Below are 22,577 nucleotides of genomic sequence, written 5' to 3'. Positions count from 1 at the left end.
CCGTGGCGTCCCGCCGAGAGACGTCCGGCCCGGGGACACCCGGCACACCCGGCACACCCGGCAGCCGGAGAACGTCCGGCCGGGGCGCACCGGCGCCCGGCACCCGCGTGGCGCGGGCGCTGACCCGCGGCCCGGTCGGGCGGCGGCTGCGCAAGGTGGCCCCGCTGGCGGTCCCCGTGCTGCTGGCGATCGCCGACGCGATGCTGGTCAACGGCGTCGAACTCGACCTGGAAGTGGGCGTCTCGATGGCGGCGGCGGCCGCCCTGCTGGTGCGCCGCCGCTTCCCGCTGCTGGTCTTCCTCTTCACCCTTCCCGGGCTCTACATCGGCTACATCTGGTTCGCGCCGATGATCGCGCTCTACACCCTGGCCGCCCTCCGGCCCGGCCGCGCGCGGCTCGGCGGCTGTGCGCTGCTGCTGATCGCCGCACACTTCTTCCCGTATCCGATCTCCGACTTCGAACTCACCGACTACCGCGAGAACACCCTGGTGCTGATCGACGCCAGCGTCACCTCGGCCGCGCCGATCGCCCTGGGCCTGCTGGTGCGCACCCGGCGGGAACTCGCCTCCCGCGTCGAGGACCTGACCCGCAGCCTGCGCCGTGAGGACCGGCTGCTCGCCGACCGGGTCAAGACCACCGAACGTGCCCGGCTCGCCCGTGAGATGCATGACGTGGTGGCCCATCAGGTCAGCCTGATCAGCCTGCAGGCGGGGGCGGTGCAGGTGAGCACCGAGGACGCGGAGGCGCGTGCGGGTGCCAGAACGATCCGGGAGCTGTCCGTACGGACGCTGGAGGAACTGCGGCACATGGTGGGCGTACTGCGGGCGGACGGCGGCGAAGCGGCGGAGGCGCGCGATCTGGCTCCCCAGCCAGACCTGGAGGAGCTGCCGCGGCTGATCGAGATGAGCGCGCTGGATGTGACGTACGAGCGCGGAGTGGTGGCCGGTGCCGGCGGGGTGAGCGGCGCGAAGACGGTGGAGCGGGCGGCCTTCCGCACGGTCCAGGAGGCGCTGACCAACGTCCGCAAGCATGCACCGGGGGCGCGGGTGCGGGTGCGGGTGGATCCGGTGGACACGGTCCGGAGCCCGGCGACGGACGGGGCCGAGGTGGCGGACGGGACGCAGGCTGCCGCCGGGACGCAGCCAGCCGACGGGGCAGGGGCGGCGGACGGAGCGGCGGCGTCCGACGGGGGCCGTACGGCGCACGGGCTGCGGGTGGAGATACGCAACGGGCCGCCGGACGCGACGGCGACGGTCCCCGCGCTTCCCGGGGGCGGACACGGCCTGGTGGGGCTGCGCGAGCGCGCACAGAGCCTCGGCGGGACGCTGGAGGCGCGGCGTACCTCCGACGGCGGCTTCGTCGTACGGGCGGAATTCCCGTACGGAACGGGGCGAAGCGAGGTGGAGCGGGGCGAAGTGAGGTAGAGCGGTCGGGCCACGGAACGGGAGCGGCGGCCGGGGACCGGGGCCGGTCGTGGTGCCGGAGGCGTCGGCCCGCGGCCTCGGCCCGGGGCGCGTCAGGCACCGCGTCAGGCAGGAGGCATCAGGCGGAGACGTCAGGCGGAGACGTCAGGCGGAGACGTCAGGCGGAGACGTCAGGCGGAGGCATCAGGCGGAGAGCGGTGCGGCGGCCTCGTCGACGGCGGTGCGCAGGTCCGGGTAGACCTCGAAGAGCCGGCGCACGCCCAGCGCGGCCAGCACCCGGTTGACGTGTGAGCCGTCCACGGCCCCCTGGGCGGGCAGGATCAGCCGCAGCCGCCCCTGGCAGGAGCGCATCAGCCGGCGCGCGGCGATCAGTACGCCGACACCGCTGGAATCGCAGAACCGCACCTCGGAGAGATCGAGCACCAGAGATCTCCGCCCGTCCGCCACCGCGTCGTGCACATGTTGGCGCACCGCCGGTGAGGTGACCAGGTCCATCTCACCGGACACCTGGAGTACGGCCCAGGGGCCCTTTTCGTCCTCTGCCACCTTCAACGACACGCGCTCGAAGCCTTTCGCTCGCTTTCGTACCGGATGACTACGGACCGCATCCGGAACTCATCCTTCCCCGCCTCGACTGCCCGGCCCCTCTCCCCTGAAACTCTTCCGAACCCTTGGCGCAACAGGCAGTACGCCTAAGGCTATGCCCCCAAGAGCGCAGCTCTTCGCCGAGATCCGGTCACACACGGATAACACATGGCCCCATACGGGCATGAACGATCCGCATCGATCCACTGCGATCGGGCATTATCGCCACAAAGCGAGGGCACCGGTCCGTCAGGGCTTTACCATCCCCGTACCCCTCAGGGCTCGGTTTGCCGCAAAGGAGCGTGCGTTGTCAGACCCGCGCATTACATTCGAGGGCACGGCGGGTCCTGTGACGGTGCACACAGGTCCGGGCATGCGGGTGCATCCGGGCATGCGAGTGCAGGAGTGACGGCAGAGGTGTGAGCCCGGAGGCGCCGGGCAGGGATGGGGATCCGATGGGACACGACGCCCCACCGCGGTGGGACAGGCGGATGCAGCAGCGGCTCGCCCACGGCGAGGCGGCCGCGCTGGGTGAGCTCTACGACCGCTTCGCCTCCCTGGTGCACAGCCTCGCCTACCGTGTCCTGGACGACGAGGACGCCGCCGACCGTGTGACCCGCGAAGTGTTCGGCTACATCTGGGAGCACCCGGATTCCTACGACCCCAAGCAGGGCCCGCTGCGCTCCTGGGTCGCCGGCGTCACCCGCCATCAGGCCGTCCAGCGGCTGCGCCAGGCCGAGGCGGCCTCGGCGCGCGACTGCGGATCCGACGCCCCCGCGCCCGCCGAGATAGAGCAGAAGATCCGCGAGGCCTCCGCAGCGGCCCGCGCCGACTTCATCGTCACGTCCATGCCCGCGCCCCTGCGGGCCGCCCTGGAGCTGGCGTACTTCCAGCGCCGCGACTACCGCCAGACCGCCGCCGACCTCGGCGTCACGGAGGACGAGGCCCGGCGCCGGCTCCGCCTGGGCCTGCAGCTGCTGTCCACCGCCCACAACCACCAGGCCCTGCCGCCCGCCCGCCGCTCCGCACCCACCCATGGACCGCAGGCGCCGCGCACTCCCCGCGGAGCCCGCCCGCCGTACTCCCCGCACACCGGCCCCGGGACCTCCGCACCGCCCGGCGGCCCGGGACACGGACGGTCCCGGTGAACGGCCCGGACGAATGGGACGGCCGCGAGCTGCCCGGCAACCCCGGCGAACGGCCGCGGATACCTTCCCCGCGCACCGCCGCCGAGGACCACGGCCCGCTCCCCGACGGCCTGCCGGTCCCCGTCCGCGACCCGGCGCAGGACACCGGCGAGGGCCCCCGCGAACCGGAAGCCGAGCCCGTGACCGAGCTGCCGGCTGCCGTACCCCTCCCGGCCGCGGCGGCCGGCCCGCCGCACCGGATCCTCAAGTCGCTGCTCGGCGCCTGGGCGCTGTCGGCCTGCTCCGCCGAGGAGACGGCCGCGGTCGAGGCACATCTGACCGACTGCGCCTCCTGCGCGGACGAGGCGCTGCGGCTGCGCGATGCCGTCGGGCTGCTGCACCCCGCCGACAGCCTCGACCTCGATCCGCTGCTGCGCTCCCGGGTGCTGGAGGGCTGCCTGGGCCGCCGCCCGGCCCGTATCCCGGTGCCCGAGTGGGCGACGCCGTACGACGCGGAGACCGCCAAACTGGATGCCCTGCTGCGCGACATGGGCGAGGCGGAGTGGCGCGCTCCGGTGCGGCTGCGCTGGTTCGAGGGGGAGCGCCCCGTCGAGCGGGAGTCCACCGTCGCCGGCGTCATGGGGCATCTGATGGCGGTCGACGGCCTGGTCGCAACGGCTCTCGGGCTGCCCGACCCGCTCGGCACGGCCGCCCCGCCGGGCGCCCCGAATCCCCTTATCCGTACGGAAACGTTCTGGCGGACGCCCGCCGAGGAACACAGCCCGCTCGCCCTGCGCGCACCCTGGCGCGACCAGAGCTATGCGCTGATACGGCAGGTGTCGTTCGCCGGCGACAAGGTGGCCGAGCTCGCCGTGCCGTACGGGGACTTCCGGCTCGCGCTGCGCGACGCGTTCCTGGACCGCGCCTTCGAGTGCTGGGTGCACGCCGGGGACATCGCGGAGGCGGTGGACTATCCGTACAAACCCCCGGCGGCCGGGCACCTCCACCTGATGGTCGACCTCGCCGCCCGGCTGCTGCCCAGCGCGCTGGCCGACCGCCGTCGGGCCGGGCTCGCCGCGCCGCCGCAGCGGCTGGTCGAGGCGGGCGCCCCGGGCCGTACGCTCCATCTGGAGGTCGAGGGCAACGGCGGCGGGCACTGGTACATAGCCCTGGACTCACCGGCCGCGCTCGGCACCCCGGACCGCACCGTCGCCCATATCGCCCTGGACAGTGCCGAGTTCTGCCAGCTGGCCGCGGGCCATATCTCCCCCGAGGAGGCCGCGGCCGGGCAGAACGGCGAGCGAGACGCGATCCGCGATGTGCTCTTCGCGACCGCGTCGCTGTCCCGGCTCTAGGGGGTGTCTCCCCCTAGGGCTCTGGGGCTCTACGGAACGGGGGCTGGGCTCCGGGAGCGCCCGCCAGAGGGGGTGGGCCCGGCCAGTAGGGGGCGGTCGAACGTGTCCCGTAGGGGGTCCGAGCGCCCCCTCGGGGCCACAACGTGAGAGGTGCGGAAGGTATTCCGCCGCGGCAGGACGGGGAACCGCTCCGCCGCGGCAGGACGACGCGCCTACGCGAAGACGACCGTCCGGCTGCCGTTGAGCAGGACCCGGCGCTCGCTGTGCCACTTCACGGCCCGCGCCAGCGCCTGGCACTCGACGTCCCGGCCGATCGCCACGAGCTGGTCCGGCGTGACGTCATGGCCGACGCGCTCGACCTCCTGCTCGATGATCGGGCCCTCGTCGAGGTCGGCGGTGACGTAGTGCGCGGTGGCACCGATGAGCTTCACCCCGCGGGCGTGCGCCTGGTGGTACGGCTTGGCGCCCTTGAAGCTCGGGAGGAAGGAGTGGTGGATGTTGATGATCCGGCCGGACAGCGCCTTGCACAGATCGTCCGAGAGCACCTGCATGTAGCGCGCGAGCACCACCAGCTCGACGTTCTCCGCCTCCACCAGCTCCAGCAGCTGCGCCTCGGCCTGGGCCTTGGTGTCACGGGTGACCGGGATGTGGTGGAAGGGGATGTCGTACGAGCCGACCAGCTCGGCGAAGTCCGTGTGGTTGGAGACCACGGCCGCGATCTCGACCGGCAGCGCGCCGATCCGGGAGCGGAAGAGCAGGTCGTTGAGGCAGTGCCCGAACCTGGACACCATCAGGACGATCCGCATCTTCTCGTCGGCCCGGTGGATCTGCCAGTCCATCCCGAAGGAGTCGCCCACCGCGGCGAAGCTGGCGCGCAGCTTGTCGACGCTCACCGAGGAGTCCGCGCTGAAGTGGACCCGCATGAAGAACAGGCCGGTGTCGTGGTCGCCGAACTGCTGACTGTCCTCGATGTTGCAGCCGGTGATGAAGAGGTAGCTGGACACGGCGTGCACGATCCCTTGCTTGTCCGGGCAGGACAGGGTGAGGACGTACTGATCGTTCCGATCGTGCTGACCGGGCTGGGTGGGCTGCGACTCGCTCATGACCTCATAGGGTCGCACACCTGCCGGGCAGGTCAGGCCGGGGCGTCCGCCTGACCGGTCATGATGGCCAGCACCTCCAGCGAGCGCGGCGCGGCATCGGGGTCCTCGCCGTCCGCCGTCGCCAGCTGCACATGGGCCTCCCGGGCCGCGTGCACGGCCTCCGGCCAGCCCTGGTGCTCCAGGTACGCGGTCACCGGAGCGTCCGCGCCGACCTGGTGCATGATCCGCAGCACCCGGAGCACGGCGGCATCGACGAGCTGCGCCTCCCGGGAGTCCCGGAAGATCGTGCCGACGTATTTCTCGGCGGACCAATTGTCCAGCCAGGTGTCCTCGACGAGGCGGTAGACGGCGTCGGTGACATCGCCGTACCCGGGCAGGCCGGCCAGCCAGGCCTCCTGCTGGAAGGCGGGGTCGGAGAGCATGTGCAGCGCGGAACGCACATTGCTGCGCCAGCGCCACCACGGCATGTCGTTGAGCGGCATACCGCCCATGGTGGTCGAGCGGCGCCCGCGACGGGAAGACTTCTCCGAACCTTGCACAGCAATCGATCGTACGTTCTTCACCAACGATCTCAAGCTGACCCCCGGAGTTCACCTCTGCGTCACCGAGCATTGCCTCGTCGTCATCAGCCCGTTCCGGGCAGGACGGAAGGCTGCTGTGCCATGACCGGACGGCGACGCTCCCTCCCCCGCCCCTTCTCCTCGGTTCCCGCGGCCACCACCGCTTCGGCGGCGGCGTGTACGGCGGTCCTTGCGTCACTGCTCTCGGGCTGCGGCTCGCCCGCCGGGGCGGCGGAGGATTCCGGGGACAAGGCGCCCATCACGGTGATGACCTGGGCCCCCGAGGGCACCAAGGCGACCAATATGCCGGGGATGCCGGCCATGGCCCAGGCCTACGCCCGCTGGGTCAACTCCCGGGGCGGTATCCGGGGCCACCATCTGAAGGTGCTGACCTGCAACGAGCAGAACGACTCGGTGACCGCGGCGCACTGCGCCCAGCGCGCGGTGACCGAGGGCGCCGTCGCCGTCGTCGGCTCGTACAGCCAGTTCGGCCGCTCGTTCATGTCACCGCTGGAGGTCAAGGGGATCCCCTTCATCGGCGGCTACGGGGCCTCGGACGAGGAGTTCGAGAGCCCGCTGTCCTACCCGGTCAACGGCGGCCAGGCCTCCCTGCTCGCCGGCAACGGCCGCCAGCTGGCGGGCGACTGCTCGCGCGTCGCGCTGGTCCGGCCGGACACCATCCAGGGCGACCAGATGCCGTCCCTGCTCAACTCCGGCCTCCAGAACGGCCATCGGCACCCGGCCAAGGACATCAAGGCGCCCGAGGACGGCACCGACTACTCCTCCGAGGTGAACCGCGCCCTGGACGGCGTGGATGCCGACCCGGCCGTCCACGGCACCTCGGCGTCCGGCGGCAAGGCGCCCGGCTCCTGTGTGGCCGCCTCGCTCGGCGACCACACGGACACGTTCTTCGACTCGTTCCGGCGGCTGCAGGAGGACCGTCCCAAGGTGCGGGTCGCCTCCGTCCTGGGCAGCGTCGGCCAGTCGCTGCTGAACCGTACGGGCGGCAGCGCCGGGCCACTGGAGGACGCGGACATCACCGGCTGGTACCCGGTCGCGCACGATCCGCGCTGGCAGCCGATGCGCAAGGTCATCAACGACTTCGCCTTCGACGACAACCGCATCGACCCGGCCGACCAGGGCGTCCAGACGACCTGGATCGCCTACACCGTGCTGCGCGCCCTGATCGGGCAGCTCGACGACGCGGGCGTGGACGACATCACCCCGCACGCCCTGCAGACGACGCTGGACCGCGGTGACCACGCCATCGACACCGGCGGCCTGACCCCGAAGCTGCGCTGGCGGGACGAGGACATGCTCGCCGTCCAGGACTTCCCGCGCATCGTGAACGGGATGGTGACCTACCAGGTCGTCAGGGACGGCGAGTTGACCGCCGCCCAGGACGGCTTCGTGAACGTCGCCAAGACGCTGGAACGGCGGCGCACGGACAGCTGAGGTCCCTGCGCCGGCCGCTGCGCGGGCGCCTGTTCAGAGCTGTTCGGGGCGGCACGCTCAGAGCTGTTCGGGGCGGCGCTCCGACAGGCCGTACTTCTTGGCGAGCGGGTTCCAGATCTGGGCCGCCTGCTTCTTGGCCGTGGTCGCCTGGCCGCTGGCCGCATTGCCCTGGGCGGCCTGCCTGCTGGGCCGGGCCTTGCCCTTGTGGCAGCCCTTCTTGCTGCCGACCTGGCCGGCCCAGGCCGCGTAGTGGTTGTCCGCGGCCGCCGAGGACTGCCAGGCCTTGGTCAGCATGGCGGTCAGCTGGGCGTGGTTGGGGATCTTGTCGACGGGCAGCTGCTGCAGCCGCTTCACCAGGTCGTTGCGCTGGCCGGCCGCGGCCCGCAGGTCCTTGGCCGCGCCGCCGAGGTTGCTGCAGGTCTTGATGCTGTTGACGGCGTCGATCACCGAGGAACGGCTGTTGTTGCTGTCGCCCAGCAGCGCGTCCAGGCCCTTGGCCTGCGCCTCGGCCGGATCGGCGGACGGCTTCGGCTGCTCCGAATCCTTGGCCGCCTTCGTCGTACCGGCTCCGGCGTCCTGCTTCTTCGCCGCGGGCTCGTCGCCTCCCCCGCTCAGCGCCCAGCCGAGGCCGAGGCCGGCCCCCGCGAGCGCCACGATGACGATGCCGACGATCACGGCCGGGGCGAGCTTGCGGCGGCCGCCACCGTCGCCGTCGTACGAGGCCTGCTGGTCGTAGCCGCCGCCGGGCGGGAACTGCTGGCCCTGGTAGCCCTGCCCCTGCTGCCCGTGGCCCTGGTACCCCTGGCCCTGCTGGCCGTACGGCGGGCGGCCCGGGTCCTCGAAGCGCGGCAGCTGTGCGGTGGAGTCCGGGGCGCTGGGTCCGCCGGGTGCGCCCGGCCCGTCACGGAACAGGCCGTCGAACTCGGCCGGGGTGGCACGGTCGCCGGGCGCACCGGGGCGGACGCCGTACGGCGCGCCGGGCGGCGGGGGCGGTGCGGCGGCGCCGACCGGCGCGATGAGCTGGGTGGCCTCGGCGTCGCCCGCGCCCTGGGCACCGGGCATCGGCTGCGACTGCGGCATCGGCTGGGCCTGGGGTCTGGCCTGGTTCGGCTTGATGGCGCGCAGCATCGTGGTGGATTCGTCCGGCGTCTCGGGCCGGGTGCCCGCCTCGGGCGGCAGCGGCGCGGCACCCGGGCCGCCGGGCTGCTGGTCAAAGCCGGACTGCTCGTGGAAAGGCGGGATGAGCGCGGTGGCCTCCGCGTCGCTCGCGGCGGGCGGCAGCGGCGCACCGGTCTGCGGGGTCGCCCGCACCAGCTCTCCGGACGGGCCCTGCGGCGGCTGGCCGTACTGCTGGGTCTGCTGCGGCGGCTGGTTCTGCTGCGGCGGCTGGGGCGCCTGCTGCGGCATCGAGGGCGGCAGCGGCGGTACCGGAGGCTGCCCCTGGGGCGCCGCCGGGAAGCCCTGGCCGCCCTGCGGCTGCTGCGACTGCTGCGGCTGCGGGGCGGGCGCCGGGGAGGCAGGAGAGGACTGGGGTGCCTGGGGTGCCTGGGCGTGCTGCCCCTGCTCCGGGGCGAATCCGTGCGGGCCCTGGCCGTAACCCTGCTGCCCCTGACCCTGGCCCTGGGCATGCGCCTGCGGCTGCGGCTGCTGGTACCCCTGGCCGTACGTCTGCGCCTGCTGCGGGGCGGACGCCTCGCCGTACGAGCCGGGCCCCTCGCCGTACCCCTGCTGCGGGGCGGGCGCGGCCTGCGGGCCGGGTCCCCAGGGCTGGCCCCACGGCTGCCCGGCCGGCGGTGCGGCCTGCTGGTCGGGCACCCAGGGCTCACCGTTGGCGGGCAGCACAATGCCCTCTCGCGCGGGACCGGCCGCAGAATTCTGCGGGTCGTGACCCTGTCCGCTCTGCGTCACCGTGACTCCTACCAACGTGCAGACCTACGGAATCGTCGGCTGCACGCTACCGGGTCGCAGCAACGTTCGACCACGTCGCCTGGTCACCACGACCGTCCGCCCCCGGCACGCACCGGGCGGGCCCGGCGCGCGGCCCGCCCGACGGCGTACGACATACCCGACGCCGTACAATAAAGCCGTACAACGAGGCTGCGCGAGGAAGCCTTACGCCGAAGCGGCCGCTCCGGCGCCGTACCGCCGCCGCTTCCGCGGTGAGGCGTTGTTCACGCTTTCCGCGGCGCCGTTCACGCCGCCGCCGTGGCCCTCAGCTCCAGTCGGCTGCTGAATTCCCGCACCACCGGTTCGTCCCGGAAGGGCTCCAGACGCAGCTGGAAGTCCTCCAGATACTCCGCACCGCGGTCCGAACGCAGCCCGCTCAGCAGCTCGACCGCCTGGGTGCCCGTATGGCAGGCCTGCTCCACCTCCCGCTGCTGCGCCTGGGCACCGGCCAGCAGCAGCAGACCGATGGCCCGTCGCCGCGCCCGGCCCTCCGGGTGCCCGTCCAGCGCCTCCTGCGCACGCTGTCCGGCGGGCCCCGGCTGCCCCAAGTCGCGGTGGCAGTGGGCGAGTTCATCGGCCAGATAAGCTTGGTCGAAGTGCGAGATCCAGACCGGGTCGTCGCCCGCCTCGGCCGACGCGTCGGCACGCTCCATCGCGGCGACCGCCCGGCCCGCCACCACCTGGAAGGCCCGGCCGTCGCCCATCAGGGCGTGTCCGCGCGCCTCCGCCGCGCAGAACATCGCCTCCGCGCGCGGGGTGACATGACCCCGGGCGCCCTCCTGGGCGGCGCGTGCGAGCTGGGCGATCTCCCGGGGATTGCCCAGCGAGGCGGCGAGATGGCTCATGCTCGCGGCCAGGACATAGCCGCCGTAGCCGCGGTCGCCGGCCGCCTGGGCGAGCCGCAGCGCCTGGATGTAGTAGCGCTGGGCGAGTCCGGGCTGACCGGTGTCGACGGCCATGTAGCCGCCGAGTTCGGTCAACCGCGCGACGGCGGCGAAGAGTTCCCGTCCGACGGACTCGCGGTACGAACCGGCCAGCAGCCCCGAGACCACGCTGTTGAGGTAGTGCACGACGACCGGTCTGACGTGCCCGGCGCCGAAGCGGTGGTCGAGTTCGCTGAGCGCCGTGGTCATGGCGCGTACCGCCTCGACGTCGGAGATCCCGACCCGGGCACCGGCGTTCCGGGCGACCTGGCTGTCCGTTCCGGTGATCAGCCAGTCGCGGCTGGGCTCGACCAGCGCGGAGGCCGCGACCGTGGAACCGCTGAGGAAGTCGCGCCGCCCGACGTCGCTGCGCCACAGCTCGCAGACCTGCTCGATGGCCCCGAGGACGGTCGGCGAGAACTGCAGCCCCACCCCGGAGGCGAGGTTCTTGCCGTCGGCCATCCCGATCTCGTCGATGGTGACCGTGCGCCCCAGCTTGCGCCCCAGCGCCTCCGCGATGACGGCCGGAGCGCGGCCCCGCGGCTGCTGCCCACGCAGCCATCGGGCCACGGAGGTCTTGTCGTAGCGGAGGTCGAGACCGTGCTCCGCACCGCACATGTTGACGCGGCGGGCGAGCCCCGCGTTGGAGCAGGCGGCTTCCTGGATCAGCGTCTGCAGCCGTTCGTTGGGCTGGCGTGCGACGAGTGGCCTGGCGGCCATGCATGTACCCCCTGAGTACCGCTGTGCGTTCACCGGCGAACGCCGTTCCTCGTGATCGATTCCCCGTGAATATGCCGGATATCCGAGAGATCCGGGATATGCGCGATAGGAGAGATCGGAGTGATACGCACTTTGCAGCGGATGCTCAGTTGTGAGCGTTTTAGGCCCTGTCCGGAGCATCCTCGGTGCGCAGCGCTCGTTCACGAGTAGGGCGGGCGCGGTGCCGTGCACAGATCGCGGCGCCGCCGTGCCGGGCTCCCCCGGGTTCACTTCGGCCTGCCGCCGGGCGGCCTCTCCGCCCGTCAGGCAGGTGGCTACCCGCTCCCCGGACCCCGCCCGCATATGCGCCCCCACCGGTGCACCCATGCGCCCCACGTGCGAGAACGATGCGCCGGGGGGCCGGCCGTCCGGCCGTAACCCTTGGTGACACCGGAAGTTGTCCTCAGCGTGGAAGAGACCATAGGAGTCACAAGTACCTCGCAGATCCCCGGGCAGCGCGGCAAGCAGCGTGGCGAGGAGCTGCTCGACACCGCGGTGCGTTACGCGGAGGAACGGCACTGGGACGTGTTCCCCGGCGCATGGCTGGAACACGACGGCGACACCCTGCGCTGCTCGTGCGACGCCCGTGACTGCGCGGCGCCCGGCGCGCACCCGACCGCCCCCGGCTGGGCCGGACAGGCCACCGGCAGCGCCACCGCCGTCCGCCGGATGTGGAGCAAGCAGCCGCGGGCCTCGATCCTGCTGCCGACGGGCCGGGCGTTCGAGGCGCTGGATGTCCCCGAGACCGCGGGCTGTCTGGCGCTGGCCCGGATGGAACGGATGGCGCTGCCGCTGGGACCGGTGACGTGCACCCCTGGCCGGCGGATGCTCTTCCTCGTTCTTCCCGGCGCCTCGGTGAAGGTCCCGGCGCTGGTACGGAGCCTGGGCTGGGCGCCGGCCGCGCTCGATCTGATCTGCCGCGGCGAGGGCGAGTACATCGCCGCGCCGCCGACCCGGGTGGGCGCGCACGGCTCGGTGCAGTGGGCGCGCCGCCCCACCGCCGCCAATCGCTGGCTGCCGGACGCCGAGGAACTGATCAGCCCGCTCGCGTACGCCTGCGCACGGGACGCGGTCGCGGCCCGGGGGCGCTGATCCGACCGGTCCGGGGCGACTCCCCCGGACCGGCCGATTCCCCTTGAGGGCGCCGCGCCGGCCCGGGCCGGTCCGCCTGCGCCGGGGGCGCTCATCGCCCGGCATCCTCCGATACCCGGTCGTATCGTGGGGTCCCTGACGGGGGCCAGGACGGCCTCTGCGGGGACGTCGAAGGGCAGGGCCGGTGGCGAACGAGCCGGAAGACATCGATCAGCACCTCGATCCGCACCACGACCGGCGCGTCGATCCGCGCCTCGACCGGCAGGCCGAGCCCGCGCCGCCGGGGCCCGCGTCGGCCGCCGCTCAGGCCGGGGCGGCCGGGTCCCCCGGGGGCGCCGTGGCCGGCCCGCCCGCCGTCCGCATCCAGGGGCTGTGGAAGAAGTTCGGCGAGCAGATCGCCGTCAACGGCATCGATCTGACGCTGCCGGCCGGGCGCTTCATCGGTCTGGTCGGCCCCAACGGCGCCGGCAAGACCACCACGCTGTCCATGGTGACCGGCCTGCTGCGACCGGACGCCGGACTGGTCGAGATCGGCGGGCACGACGTCTGGCGGGACCCGGTGTCCGTCAAGTCCCGGATCGGGGTGCTGCCCGAGGGGCTGCGGCTCTTCGAACGGCTCTCCGGGCGTGAACTCCTCGGCTACATAGGCCGGTTGCGCGGCCTGCCGGGCGACGAGGTCGACAAGCGGGCCGGGCAGCTGCTGGACGTGCTCGATCTGTCGGGCGCGCGGAACAAGCTGGTGGTGGACTACTCCACCGGTATGCGTAAGAAGATCGGTCTGGCGGCGGCGCTGCTGCACAACCCCGAAATCCTCTTCCTCGACGAGCCCTTCGAGGGCGTCGACCCGGTGTCGGCGCAGACCATCCGCGGGGTGCTGGAGCGCTATACGGCCTCCGGGGCGACCGTGATCTTCTCCAGCCATGTGATGGAGCTGGTCGAGTCGCTGTGCGACTGGGTCGCGGTGATCGCCGCCGGGCGGATCCGCGCGGACGGCCCGCTCGCGGAGGTACGGGGCGCGGCGCCCTCGCTGCAGGACGCGTTCCTCGAACTCGTCGGCGCACGGGGCCGCGGTCCGGGAACGAACCTCGACTGGCTGGGCGGTGGCGGCGCCCGATGAGCACCGAATCCCCCGTGGCGACCGCGGGACCGGCCGCCGCCCCCGCACCCTCCCTGACCGGCGTCTTCGTCCGGCTGAAGCTGTCGCTGCTGCGCAACGGGCTGCGGCAGTCCACCGGGCGCGCGCTGGCGTACATCGCCTCCGTCATCGTCGGTCTGCTCTTCACCGGCGGTGTGGTGCTGGGGCTGATCGCGCTGCGCGGCACCGCGCATGTCGGCGCGCTGGTCGTGCTGCTCACCGGGATCCTCACCCTGGGCTGGGCGGTGATGCCGCTGTTCTTCCCGACGGGCGACGAGACGCTGGACCCGACCCGGCTGGTGATGCTGCCGCTGCGGCCGCGGCCCCTGATCGTGTCGCTGCTGGTGGCCTCGCTCGTCGGCATCGGCCCGGTCGTCACCCTCGCGCTGGCGGCCGGTTCGGTGATCGCGGTCGCCGAAGGCCCGGCCGCCGCTGCCGTGGGTGTGGTGGCCGTGGTCCTGGTGGTGCTGGTGTGCGTGTCGCTGGCACGAGCCGTCGCCACCGCGGCGGTGCGGCTGCTGACCAGCCGCCGCGGCCGTGATCTCGCCGTCCTGGGCGGCCTGTTCATCGCCATCGGCGCCCAGGGCATCAATATCGCCGCCCAGAAGCTGGGCCGGCCGGACGGCCTGTCCGTATTGGAGCCGGTGGGCGAGGTGCTGCGCTGGGTGCCGCCGGCCTCGGCCGTCAGCGCCGTCGAGGACGCCGGACACGGGGCGTACGGGCGGGCGCTGGCCGGCCTGGCGCTGACGGCGCTGGCGCTGCTCCTGCTGCTGTGGTGGTGGCAGCGCACCCTGACCACCCTGATGACGGCCCCGGACTCCTCGACCCTCCAGGCGGTGGAGAAGGACAGCGCACGCCGGGCCGGCACGAAGCAGCGCGGGCTCGGGCGGCTGCTGCCGGACGGGCGGACCGGCGCGGTCATGCTCCGGACGCTGCGCTACGCCTGGCGCGACCCCAAGTCGAAGATGGCGTGGGCGACCGCGCTCGGCGTCGGCCTGCTGTTGCCGGCCGTCTCGGCCGCGCAGGGCAACGGCAGCATCTATACGTCGTTCTCGGCGTCGGCGCTGCTCGGGTCGCAGATGTACAACCAGTTCGGGCAGGACACCTCGGCGTTCTGGATGGTCGCCTCGACGATCGCCACCCCGCGGGACGCCTACCGGGAACTGCGGGCGCGCGCCTGCGCGCTGGCGCTGGTCGCCGTCCCGTACGTCACGCTGGTCGTCGCCGGTACCGCCGCCGTCATCGGGCCGTGGTCGGACTTCGTGGAGGTGTACGGGCTCTCGCTGGCCGTGCTGGGTGCGCTGATGGCGACCGGGGCGCTGTCTTCGGCGGTCTTCCCCTACTCGATCCCCTCGGAGGGCAACAAGAACGTCGCGCCGGGGCAGGCCTCGATCGCCTGGTTCAGCCTCTTCGGCGGGGTGCTGGTGGGCGCCGTGCTGTGCGCGCCGCTGCTGGGCCTGACCATCTGGCTGCATGTCGCCGGTCTGCACGCCCTGCTGTGGGTGCTGCTGCCGGTCGGCGCGGTCTACGGCGTGGGCATCGCGGAGCTGGGCCTCCGGGTGGCGGCGCCCCGGGTGGCGCGGCGGCTGCCGGAGATTCTGGTGGCCGTCAGCAAGGCCTGAGGGCCACGCGCCGGACGGGGCCGCGCCGGGCCGGGCCGGGATTGGCGGCGGGCCGGGCCGGGCGATCAGGCCGGGAAGCGGGCGGGCTGGGCCGAACTCGGCAGGCGGCCGGACGGGGCGGGCCCGTCCGGCCGCCCCCGCCGCCGGGCGCATGGCCCGCCCGCGCTGCCCTGCGGCACTGCCTTACCGCGCGGGCCGTGTGCCGTTCGCCGTGGTGCCGTGTGCCGCTCAGCCGGGCATCGTGGCCGTACGGAGAAAGGGCTCGATCGCGGCGCACCAGGCGTCGGGTTGTTCCCAGGGGAGCAAATGGCCGGCGTCGGGGATTTCGGCGTAGGCGCCGCGCGGCAGTACCCGGACCATCTCCATGGCCTCGGCACGGCCCAGTTCGGCATCGAGGCCGCGGACGACCAGCGTCGGGCACGGGACCTGGGCGAGCTCTTCCCAATGGGCGTCATGCACCCAGGTCTCGCGGGCGATGAGCATCTGCCGACGGGAGAAGACCGGGCGCCAGCCGTCGGCGCGCTCGGCCATCACCTCGGCGAAGAATTCGCCGCGGGCGGGTCTGGGCCGCTCCAGCGTCGGATCGTCCTCGCCGAACCACTTGCGGACATCCGCGAGGGTGGCGAACGGCACCGGCCAGGACCGGAACCATTCGGTCCATTCACGCTGCGAGGCCGCCCCGAGCGCCGAGGCCCGCATATCGCAGATGACCAGCGCACTGACCAGATCCGGTCTTCGAGCCGCTAACTGCCACGCCGTCAGGGCGCCCATGGCGTGCCCGACAAGGGCGGCCGGGGCGAGACCGAGCTGCTCGATGGCCGCGATGGCGTCATCGACGTACGCCTCGCGGTCGTACGGCCCCTCGGCGGGCTTCTCGCTGCGGCCGTGGCCCCGCTGGTCCAGCGCGACGGGGCGGTGGCGCGCGCTCAGGCGGCGCGCGGTGGCCGCCCAGTGCGAGGCGCGGCCCATCAGGCCATGGAGCAGGAGTACGCCAGGCCGTTGCTCGCTCTCCTCCAGCCCGCCGCCGATCTTGGGCGGGTCGGTGAATTCCCAGGCGGCGAGGCCTACACCGCCGGCCCCTGTGACATCGATGCGCTGCACCATGTGCCTTGGCACCCCCAATCGTCCCTTGAGCAGCTCCACACTATCGAACCTCTATTCGAACGCACCGTTTCGGCGCGCAATACCCCTCGTTCGAGTGACCTCACTCAAGGATTGGCCGCGCCCGCCACGGGGAGACATCTGCCGGGAGGCGGGCCCTACCGGGAAGGGGGCCCGTGGGGGAAGACCCTGGGAGCTCGGGGCTCCGGGTCTTGGGTGGGGGACATGGGGAGGCAGGGCCCCGGCTGCTCGCAGCGCCGGGGCCCTGACTGTCTCCGTCATACGTGGATGCATCCGAACCCCCTCCCCGGCCAGGACAGGCCGATGCATGGCCATGCGTCAGCGTGACACGAGACCGGCCGTATCGCACGGATTCGCACAAGTCCGTTCAACCGGAAAGAACTTGCCGAGCCCGCTGAGCGGCGCATCGGCGCAGTTCAGCGGGCTCCGGGGGTGGCTTCGGCAGGAAGCGCCGAAAAGAAAGAGGCTGAAACTGCTTTCAGCGCTTGGCGACAAACACATGGGCGGCGATCTCGGAGTCCAGCTCGGCGGCCTCGCCGCTGCTGCCGACCAGCACCCCGGCGGAGGACTCCGTCACGCTCACCACCGCGCCCGGCTGCACACCGGCCCGCCGGAGGGTGTACATCAGCTGGGCGTCCGCCTGGATCGGCTCGCCGATCCGGCGCACCACGGCCGTCTTGCCGTCGGCCCCGGCGTCCAGATCCATCAGGCTCACCATCCCGGCGTCCAGGAACGGGTCGCCCCCGGCCGTCTCGCCGAGCTCTTCCAGCCCCGGGATGGGGTTGCCGTACGGCGACTCCGTCGGATGCCGCAGCAGCTCCACGACGCGGCGCTCGACCGCCTCGCTCATCACGTGCTCCCAGCGGCACGCCTCGGCGTGCACCTGCTCCCATTCGAGCCCGATGACGTCGACGAGCAGGCACTCGGCGAGGCGGTGCTTGCGCATCACCCGCGTCGCGAGCCGCCGGCCCTCCTCCGTCAGCTCCAGATGCCGGTCACCCGCGACCGTCAGCAGCCCGTCCCGCTCCATGCGCGCGACCGTCTGGCTCACCGTCGGGCCGCTCTGTTCCAGCCGCTCCGCGATGCGGGCCCGCATGGGCACCACACCTTCCTCTTCGAGTTCGAGGATGGTGCGGAGATACATCTCCGTGGTGTCGATCAGTCCGGACATGCGTGCCCCTTGATGTGTGGTGCGGTGGCCCTGAACTCAATTCTGACGCATCCCACCGACAACGGTGCCTCCTCGTCTCCGGACCGTCCCCCCACGGCCGTATTGACAGGGCACCGTTCCGGACCGCAACGTGATCCGCGCCACTGATCAGATACGACGAGATGCGCCGTGCGCCGCGCCGAACGGCGCGGCCCGACGAGAGGGGCCCGCGTCCATGGCTGAGAGCGACCGGAGCGACCGGCTGGCCGGGGATTTCTTCGACGCCGCGATCGACCTGCTGCGGCAGGTCCGCGACGACGAGGGCGACCGGATCACCGCGGCCGGGCAGCTGATCGCGGACGCCGTCGCGGCGGGCGGCCGGGTCTTCTCCTTCGGCGCCGGGCACTCCTCCCTCCCCGCGCAGGACACCGTCTACCGCGCGGGCGGCCTGGCGATCATGAATCTGCTGTCCGTACCGGGCGTGGTCGGCGTGGACGTACGGCCCGCGACACTCGGCAGCGCCCTGGAGCGGGTCGACGGGCTGGCCGGGGCCGTCCTGGACACCAGCCCGCTGGAGGCGGGCGATGTGCTGGTGATCATCTCGCTCTCCGGCCGGAACGCGCTGCCCGTCGAGATGGCGCAAAAAGCCCGCGCCCTCGGCATCAAGGTCATCGGCGTGACCTCGGTGGCGTACGCGGCCGCGACCACGTCCCGGCACGCCTCCGGCGGCTTCCTCAAGGACCACTGCGACCTGGTGCTGGACAGCCGGATCCCGGTCGGCGACGCGGAGTTGACGCTGCCGGGCATCGACGCGCCGTTCGCGCCCGCCTCCACCGTCGTCACCAGCACGATCATGCAGGCCATGGTGGCGACGGCCGCGGGCACCCTCGCCGAGCGGGGCATCGACCCGCCGCTGCTGCGCTCGGGGAACGTCGACGGCGGGCACGACTGGAACGCCCGGGTGATGAGCGAGTACGCGGACCGGATCTTCTACCGGCAGTAGCGACGGCCCGCCCCGGAGCCGTCCGCTCAGAGCGAGGCCGCGCCCGCGAGGTCGAGGGTCGCGGCGATCCGGGCCGCGACCTCCTCCGCGTAGTCCGCGTCGGCGCGGTCGAAGGGGCGGCGGGCGGGCGCCCGCAGAAACGTCACGACACCGAGCGTGCGCCCCCGGCTGCGCAGCACCACGCACAGCCCGTGCACGGTGCCGTCCGGCCAGTTGCGGGCGGCCGCCCAGCCCTCGGCCGAAGCGGGACCGGCGCTGGTACGCACCGAACCGCCCCGTTCGTACGCCTGGAGCGCCGGATGCCCCGGCACGTACGGCGTGGGAATCCCGGTCGCCGGCAGCCGCTCCGAGGGACCGGGCGAGCCGGCCGGGGACGCCAGCATCCGCACCAGCCGGGGCGCGGACCGCCGCGGACGCCGGCCGGTATCCGCTGCGGACTCCGCGTCGGACTCCTCGTCGGACGCGGCATCGGAGGCGGCATCGCGCACAGCGTCGGACGCGGCATCGCAGGCGCCATCGGCGGCGTCCTCGTACGGACCGTCCTCGGCGAGGGCCCCGTACGGCTGGGGCGCGGGCGTCGCGGCGAGGTCGACGAGGCCGTGGTCGGCGAAGCCCGCGAGGGCGAAGTCGAGGTGGACCGCGGCGGCCTCGGCCGGGTCCGGGCAGTCCGCGGCCGCCCGGCCGGCCCGGTGGAGCTGATGGGCGCGGAAGCGCAGCAGGGAGCTGTCCTGCTCGGCGCGTTTGGCGGCCGTGACGTCCTGGAAGAGCCAGGCCACGCCCAGCGGCACCGGCTCCTCCGCCAGCGGGGAGGTCAGTCGGACGAAGCCGCTGCGCCAGCACCGGCGCGGCAGTTCGGCCTCCTCGGAGCGCAGCGTCACCCACAGCTCGGCGACGGCCGGCGGCGCGCCCTCGGCGAGGACGTGCTGCAGGGCGCACTCCAGCTCCTCGACGCCCTGTGCCAGCAGGTCGCCCAGGGGGCGCCCCAGCAGGGCGGTGCGCCCCACCCCCAGGGCGCGGGCGGCGTGTGCGTTGACGACGGCGGGCCGCAGATCGGCGTCGATCAGCACCACGCCCCACGACGCGTCCTCGAACAGCGCCTCGCTGAGCGCGATGGACCGCTCCAGGTCCATCTGGGTGTGCACCTCGCTGAAGGCGCAGTACACCCCCGCGACCCGGCCGCCGGGTCCGCGGACCGCGGAGGCCTGGGTACGGACGAGCACGCGGTGGCCGTCCTTGGTCAGCAGGGCGAACTCCTGCACCTGGCGGCCCGGGGAGCGCATGGCGGCCGTGAGGGCGGCGTCGATCTCGTCGGCGTCCTCCTTGCGGACCGCCCAGCCGGCCAGGCCCGTACGGCCGACGGCTTCGGTGGTGGTCCACCCCAGGATGCGTTCGGCCTCGTGGTTCCAGTGGGTGACCGTGCCGTCCGCGGCGAAGGCGACCAGGGCGGCGTCCATCCCGTCCAGGAGTGCGGCGAGCAGACCCGAGTCCTCGGCGTCGTCGGCGGGCCAGCGCGCCGCCGACGAGGCAGAAGAAGCTGACGAAGCAGTCACTGGCACCCCTTACGAAAACCCGGCCGCACGTGCTCCACCTGGGAACATTCAACTGGAACGTGACACACCCCACAGCCGGTTTGCGGAAATCGTTGCTATCGGGAAATTCCCTTGTGTGCGGCCGGGCGGCTTCCTAATGTGTGGAGCACACGAGAAGGGAGGTGGTTCGGCAGATGATTTCGCACCGGACGCGTGAGGTGGCTGCGGGCTAGCGGCCCGTCGCTTCACCCGAAGTGCAGCGCCGGACCAGCGCATACTGCAGATGCGCAGCCGGCCAATCCCAAGCAGTCACCCGACCCGCGGGCTGCCGGTTCGTCCGACCGGCCCTCTGCGCCACCGAGCGCGGAGGAAGCAGCCCGCGGGTCGTCTGCGTTCTCTCCCCTGCTCCGCGTCTTCTCTCCCGGGCCCCGCCGTCAGGGCGCCAGGCGCTCCACCCGCCAGGAATCGTGCTCGCGCACGTACCGCAGCCGGTCGTGCAGCCGGTTGTGCCGGCCCTGCCAGAATTCGACCGTCTCGGCGGCGATCCGGTAGCCGCCCCAGTGCGGGGGCGCCGGCACCTGCTCACCCTCCGGGTAGCGGGCCGCCAATTCCTCGTAGGCCTGCTCCAGTTCCGCGCGCGAGGCGACGGGGGCGGACTGGTCGCTGGCCCAGGCGCCGAGCTGGGAGCCGTGCGGGCGGGTGCGGAAGTAGGCGGCGGTCTCGTCCCGGCCGATGCGCTCCGCCGTACCGGTCACCACCACCTGGCGGGCGAGCGGGTGCCATGGGAACAGCAGCGAAATGGCTGGATTTTCGGCCAGTTCGCGACCCTTCCGGCTGTTGTAGTTGGTGAAGAACACAAAGCCGCGGTCGTCGAATGCCTTGAGGAGCACGGTCCGCGAACTCGGCCGGCCGTTGGCGTCCGCCGTGGAGACGACCATGGCGTTCGGCTCGTGCAGAGCGGCCACCGTCGCGTCCTTGAACCAGCGTGCGAACTGGTTGTAGGGACTGGCGGCGAGGTCGGACTCGACCAGTCCCTCGGCGCGGTAGTGCGCACGCATGGAGGAGGGATCGGGGGTCTCGGCATGAGGCTCGGCTGGGTGCACGGCCTCATCTTGCAGCATCGGGTCCGGCCCGGTCAGCCGGGAGGGGCGGAAGTCTGCCCCTCGTCGACCTGCCGTAACCCTCCCGTCGGCGGATCGACCGTTGTGCCGAGTCTCACCCCTCCTGACAGGCGGGAGACCCGCCAGAATGAGGGGGCGCCCCACTGTGGCCTCCGGACGGGGAGAGCTATCGTGTCCGTCCGGCCCGAAGGGACGCACCACACCGCACCTGCCCGCCCGCGGTCTGACCCACTGCGGGCAACACCGCCGCGTGACCCGCGCCCTGGCGGGGCATCACCGGCGTGCCCGGTACGGACCGCGAGCTGCCCGGCGCAGCCGCGTAACCGCACCGGCACCGCACCGCAGACCTGAGACTCGACCGCACGGCAGCCGGTCACGGACCGTTTGCCGTCCCCATTTTGAGGAGCTGCCTGATGTCCGACTTCGTACCCGGACTCGAGGGAATCATCGCGTTCGAGACGGAGATCGCCGAACCGGATAAGGAAGGCGGCTCGCTCCGCTACCGCGGGGTCGACATCGAAGACCTCGTCGGGAAGGTGTCCTTCGGAAACGTCTGGGGGCTGCTGGTCGACGGGGCCTTCAACCCGGGGCTGCCGCCCGCCGAGCCGTTCCCGATTCCCGTGCATTCCGGTGACATCCGGGTCGACGTGCAGTCGGCGCTCGCCATGCTCGCGCCCGTGTGGGGCCTGAAGCCGCTGCTGGACATCGACGAGGCGACGGCCCGTGACAACCTTGCCCGCGCCGCGGTGATGGCCCTGTCGTACGTGGCCCAGTCGGCGCGCGGGCCGGGCCTGCCGATGGTGCCGCAGAAGGAGATCGACACGGCGGAGACCATCGTGGAGCGCTTCATGAAGCGCTGGCGCGGGGAGCCCGACCCCCAGCACGTCAAGGCCGTCGACGCCTACTGGACCTCGGCCGCCGAGCACGGCATGAACCCCTCCACCTTCACCGCCCGGTCCATCGCCTCCACGGGCGCGGACGTGGCGGCCGCGCTGTCCGGCGCGGTCGGCGCGATGTCCGGCCCGCTGCACGGCGGCGCGCCGTCCCGGGTCCTCGGCATGATCGAGGAGATCGAACGGTCCGGCGACGCCTCCGCGTACGTCCGGCGGGCGCTGGACGCGGGCGAGCGGCTGATGGGCTTCGGCCACCGCGTCTACCGCGCCGAGGACCCGCGGGCGCGGGTGCTGCGGCGCACCGCCCGGGACCTGAACGCCCCGCGCTTCGAGGTCGCCGAGGCCCTGGAGAAGGCCGCGCTGGAGGAGCTGCGCAGCCGCCGTCCCGACCGGGTGCTGGCCACCAACGTCGAGTTCTGGGCGGCCATCGTCCTGGACTTCGCCGAGGTCCCGGCGCACATGTTCACCTCGATGTTCACCTGCGCCCGTACGGCCGGCTGGAGTGCGCACATCCTGGAGCAGAAGCGGACGGGCCGGCTGGTGCGGCCGTCGGCCCGGTATGTGGGGCCGGCGGCGCGGAGCCCGCAGGAGATCGCGGGGTACGGGGACATCGCTCCCCGGTGAGTCCTGGCCGCCTTCCCACGTTGTCGGCTTTCCCGCCGGGGTTTCTGG

At 72.9% G+C, this 22,577-nt stretch carries 18 protein-coding genes; 9 read left to right on the top strand and 9 right to left on the bottom strand.

Annotated features, from left to right (window positions below; genetic code table 11):
* Nucleotides 1–2: 2 nt before the first annotated feature.
* Complete coding sequence (locus CFW40_RS21860; RefSeq protein WP_371127277.1) at nt 3–1,424, top strand: sensor histidine kinase; 1,422 nt, start codon at nt 3–5, stop codon at nt 1,422–1,424.
* A gap of 183 nt (nt 1,425–1,607) precedes the next feature.
* Here the strand turns inward: CFW40_RS21860 and CFW40_RS21855 are convergent, their stop codons facing one another.
* Complete coding sequence (locus tag CFW40_RS21855) at nt 1,608–1,982, bottom strand: STAS domain-containing protein (RefSeq protein WP_030087372.1); 375 nt, start codon at nt 1,980–1,982, stop codon at nt 1,608–1,610.
* A gap of 482 nt (nt 1,983–2,464) precedes the next feature.
* On the opposite strand from CFW40_RS21855, the gene CFW40_RS21850 reads away from it, so the two are divergent.
* Together CFW40_RS21850 and CFW40_RS21845 are read left to right on the top strand one after the other, a co-directional pair.
* Nucleotides 2,465–3,157 carry an RNA polymerase sigma factor gene (locus tag CFW40_RS21850; RefSeq protein WP_088799475.1) on the top strand — a complete coding sequence of 231 codons (693 nt, stop codon included), beginning with the start codon at nt 2,465–2,467 and terminating at the stop codon, nt 3,155–3,157.
* Nucleotides 3,154–4,491 carry a zf-HC2 domain-containing protein gene (locus CFW40_RS21845; RefSeq protein ID WP_088799474.1) on the top strand — a complete coding sequence of 446 codons (1,338 nt, stop codon included), beginning with the start codon at nt 3,154–3,156 and terminating at the stop codon, nt 4,489–4,491. Before CFW40_RS21850 ends, CFW40_RS21845 begins: the two co-directional genes overlap by 4 nt.
* 212 nt (nt 4,492–4,703) lie before the next feature.
* Here CFW40_RS21845 and purU read toward each other — a convergent pair whose 3' ends face one another.
* Nucleotides 4,704–5,594: a formyltetrahydrofolate deformylase gene (purU, locus tag CFW40_RS21840; protein WP_088799473.1), complete on the bottom strand. Its 891-nt coding sequence runs from the start codon at nt 5,592–5,594 to the stop codon at nt 4,704–4,706.
* A 32-nt stretch (nt 5,595–5,626) separates the two neighbouring features.
* A complete protein-coding gene (locus CFW40_RS21835) occupies nt 5,627–6,139 on the bottom strand; it encodes a hypothetical protein (protein ID WP_088802282.1) in 513 nt (170 codons plus the stop codon).
* A 117-nt stretch (nt 6,140–6,256) separates the two neighbouring features.
* Between CFW40_RS21835 and CFW40_RS21830 the strand changes: the two genes are divergently transcribed.
* Nucleotides 6,257–7,609, top strand: coding sequence for an ABC transporter substrate-binding protein (locus CFW40_RS21830; protein WP_088799472.1), 1,353 nt, complete (start codon nt 6,257–6,259; stop codon nt 7,607–7,609).
* 57 nt (nt 7,610–7,666) lie between these two features.
* Here CFW40_RS21830 and CFW40_RS38730 read toward each other — a convergent pair whose 3' ends face one another.
* Together CFW40_RS38730 and CFW40_RS21820 are read right to left on the bottom strand one after the other, a co-directional pair.
* Entirely contained in the window at nt 7,667–9,517 is a 1,851-nt protein-coding gene (locus CFW40_RS38730) for a hypothetical protein (RefSeq protein WP_305532193.1), read from the bottom strand.
* Between the two features lie 284 nt (nt 9,518–9,801).
* Nucleotides 9,802–11,199, bottom strand: a complete 1,398-nt coding sequence (locus tag CFW40_RS21820) for a transcriptional regulator (protein WP_088799470.1) — start codon at nt 11,197–11,199, stop codon at nt 9,802–9,804.
* A gap of 447 nt (nt 11,200–11,646) precedes the next feature.
* On the opposite strand from CFW40_RS21820, the gene CFW40_RS21815 reads away from it, so the two are divergent.
* From CFW40_RS21815 to CFW40_RS21805, 3 genes are all read left to right on the top strand, one after another.
* Nucleotides 11,647–12,330 (top strand): bifunctional DNA primase/polymerase, encoded by a 684-nt coding sequence (locus tag CFW40_RS21815; protein ID WP_176956417.1) that lies wholly within the window; start codon nt 11,647–11,649, stop codon nt 12,328–12,330.
* Between the two features lie 184 nt (nt 12,331–12,514).
* The gene (locus tag CFW40_RS21810; RefSeq protein WP_371127278.1) at nt 12,515–13,447 is read left to right on the top strand and encodes an ABC transporter ATP-binding protein; all 933 of its coding nucleotides are present in this window, start codon (nt 12,515–12,517) and stop codon (nt 13,445–13,447) included.
* Nucleotides 13,444–15,087, top strand: a complete 1,644-nt coding sequence (locus CFW40_RS21805; RefSeq protein WP_088799469.1) for a transporter — start codon at nt 13,444–13,446, stop codon at nt 15,085–15,087. Before CFW40_RS21810 ends, CFW40_RS21805 begins: the two co-directional genes overlap by 4 nt.
* A 228-nt stretch (nt 15,088–15,315) precedes the next feature.
* Here CFW40_RS21805 and CFW40_RS21800 read toward each other — a convergent pair whose 3' ends face one another.
* Entirely contained in the window at nt 15,316–16,191 is an 876-nt protein-coding gene (locus CFW40_RS21800; RefSeq protein ID WP_088799468.1) for an alpha/beta fold hydrolase, read from the bottom strand.
* A gap of 496 nt (nt 16,192–16,687) precedes the next feature.
* The gene (locus CFW40_RS21795; protein ID WP_088799467.1) at nt 16,688–17,380 is read right to left on the bottom strand and encodes a metal-dependent transcriptional regulator; all 693 of its coding nucleotides are present in this window, start codon (nt 17,378–17,380) and stop codon (nt 16,688–16,690) included.
* A 214-nt stretch (nt 17,381–17,594) separates the two neighbouring features.
* Between CFW40_RS21795 and CFW40_RS21790 the strand changes: the two genes are divergently transcribed.
* The gene (locus CFW40_RS21790; RefSeq protein ID WP_088799466.1) at nt 17,595–18,362 is read left to right on the top strand and encodes an SIS domain-containing protein; all 768 of its coding nucleotides are present in this window, start codon (nt 17,595–17,597) and stop codon (nt 18,360–18,362) included.
* Between the two features lie 26 nt (nt 18,363–18,388).
* Here the strand turns inward: CFW40_RS21790 and CFW40_RS21785 are convergent, their stop codons facing one another.
* Together CFW40_RS21785 and pdxH are read right to left on the bottom strand one after the other, a co-directional pair.
* A complete protein-coding gene (locus CFW40_RS21785; RefSeq protein ID WP_371127322.1) occupies nt 18,389–19,816 on the bottom strand; it encodes a PAS domain-containing protein in 1,428 nt (475 codons plus the stop codon).
* Nucleotides 19,817–20,325: 509 nt separating this feature from the next.
* A complete protein-coding gene (pdxH, locus tag CFW40_RS21780) occupies nt 20,326–21,012 on the bottom strand; it encodes a pyridoxamine 5'-phosphate oxidase (RefSeq protein ID WP_256331342.1) in 687 nt (228 codons plus the stop codon).
* Between the two features lie 413 nt (nt 21,013–21,425).
* On the opposite strand from pdxH, the gene CFW40_RS21775 reads away from it, so the two are divergent.
* On the top strand, nt 21,426–22,529 hold the full coding sequence (locus CFW40_RS21775; RefSeq protein ID WP_088799464.1) for a citrate synthase 2: 1,104 nt from the start codon (nt 21,426–21,428) through the stop codon (nt 22,527–22,529).
* Nucleotides 22,530–22,577 lie beyond the last annotated feature (48 nt).

The sequence above is a fragment of the Streptomyces sp. 2114.4 genome, from assembly GCF_900187385.1.
Taxonomy (GTDB): domain Bacteria; phylum Actinomycetota; class Actinomycetes; order Streptomycetales; family Streptomycetaceae; genus Streptomyces; species Streptomyces mooreae.
The sequence above is the reverse complement of the archived record's forward strand: the minus strand, read 5'-3'. Positions and strand labels throughout refer to the sequence as shown.

Coding starts and splice junctions, on each gene's coding strand:
- CFW40_RS21850 (WP_088799475.1), top strand. CDS start 2,465: ATGGGACACGACGCCCCACCGCGGTGGGACAGGCGGATGCAGCAGCGG.
- purU (WP_088799473.1), bottom strand. CDS start 5,594: ATGAGCGAGTCGCAGCCCACCCAGCCCGGTCAGCACGATCGGAACGAT.
- CFW40_RS21830 (WP_088799472.1), top strand. CDS start 6,257: ATGACCGGACGGCGACGCTCCCTCCCCCGCCCCTTCTCCTCGGTTCCC.
- CFW40_RS21820 (WP_088799470.1), bottom strand. CDS start 11,199: ATGGCCGCCAGGCCACTCGTCGCACGCCAGCCCAACGAACGGCTGCAG.
- CFW40_RS21805 (WP_088799469.1), top strand. CDS start 13,444: ATGAGCACCGAATCCCCCGTGGCGACCGCGGGACCGGCCGCCGCCCCC.
- CFW40_RS21800 (WP_088799468.1), bottom strand. CDS start 16,191: ATGGTGCAGCGCATCGATGTCACAGGGGCCGGCGGTGTAGGCCTCGCC.
- CFW40_RS21795 (WP_088799467.1), bottom strand. CDS start 17,380: ATGTCCGGACTGATCGACACCACGGAGATGTATCTCCGCACCATCCTC.
- CFW40_RS21790 (WP_088799466.1), top strand. CDS start 17,595: ATGGCTGAGAGCGACCGGAGCGACCGGCTGGCCGGGGATTTCTTCGAC.
- CFW40_RS21785 (WP_371127322.1), bottom strand. CDS start 19,816: ATGGACGCCGCCCTGGTCGCCTTCGCCGCGGACGGCACGGTCACCCAC.
- pdxH (WP_256331342.1), bottom strand. CDS start 21,012: ATGCTGCAAGATGAGGCCGTGCACCCAGCCGAGCCTCATGCCGAGACC.
- CFW40_RS21775 (WP_088799464.1), top strand. CDS start 21,426: ATGTCCGACTTCGTACCCGGACTCGAGGGAATCATCGCGTTCGAGACG.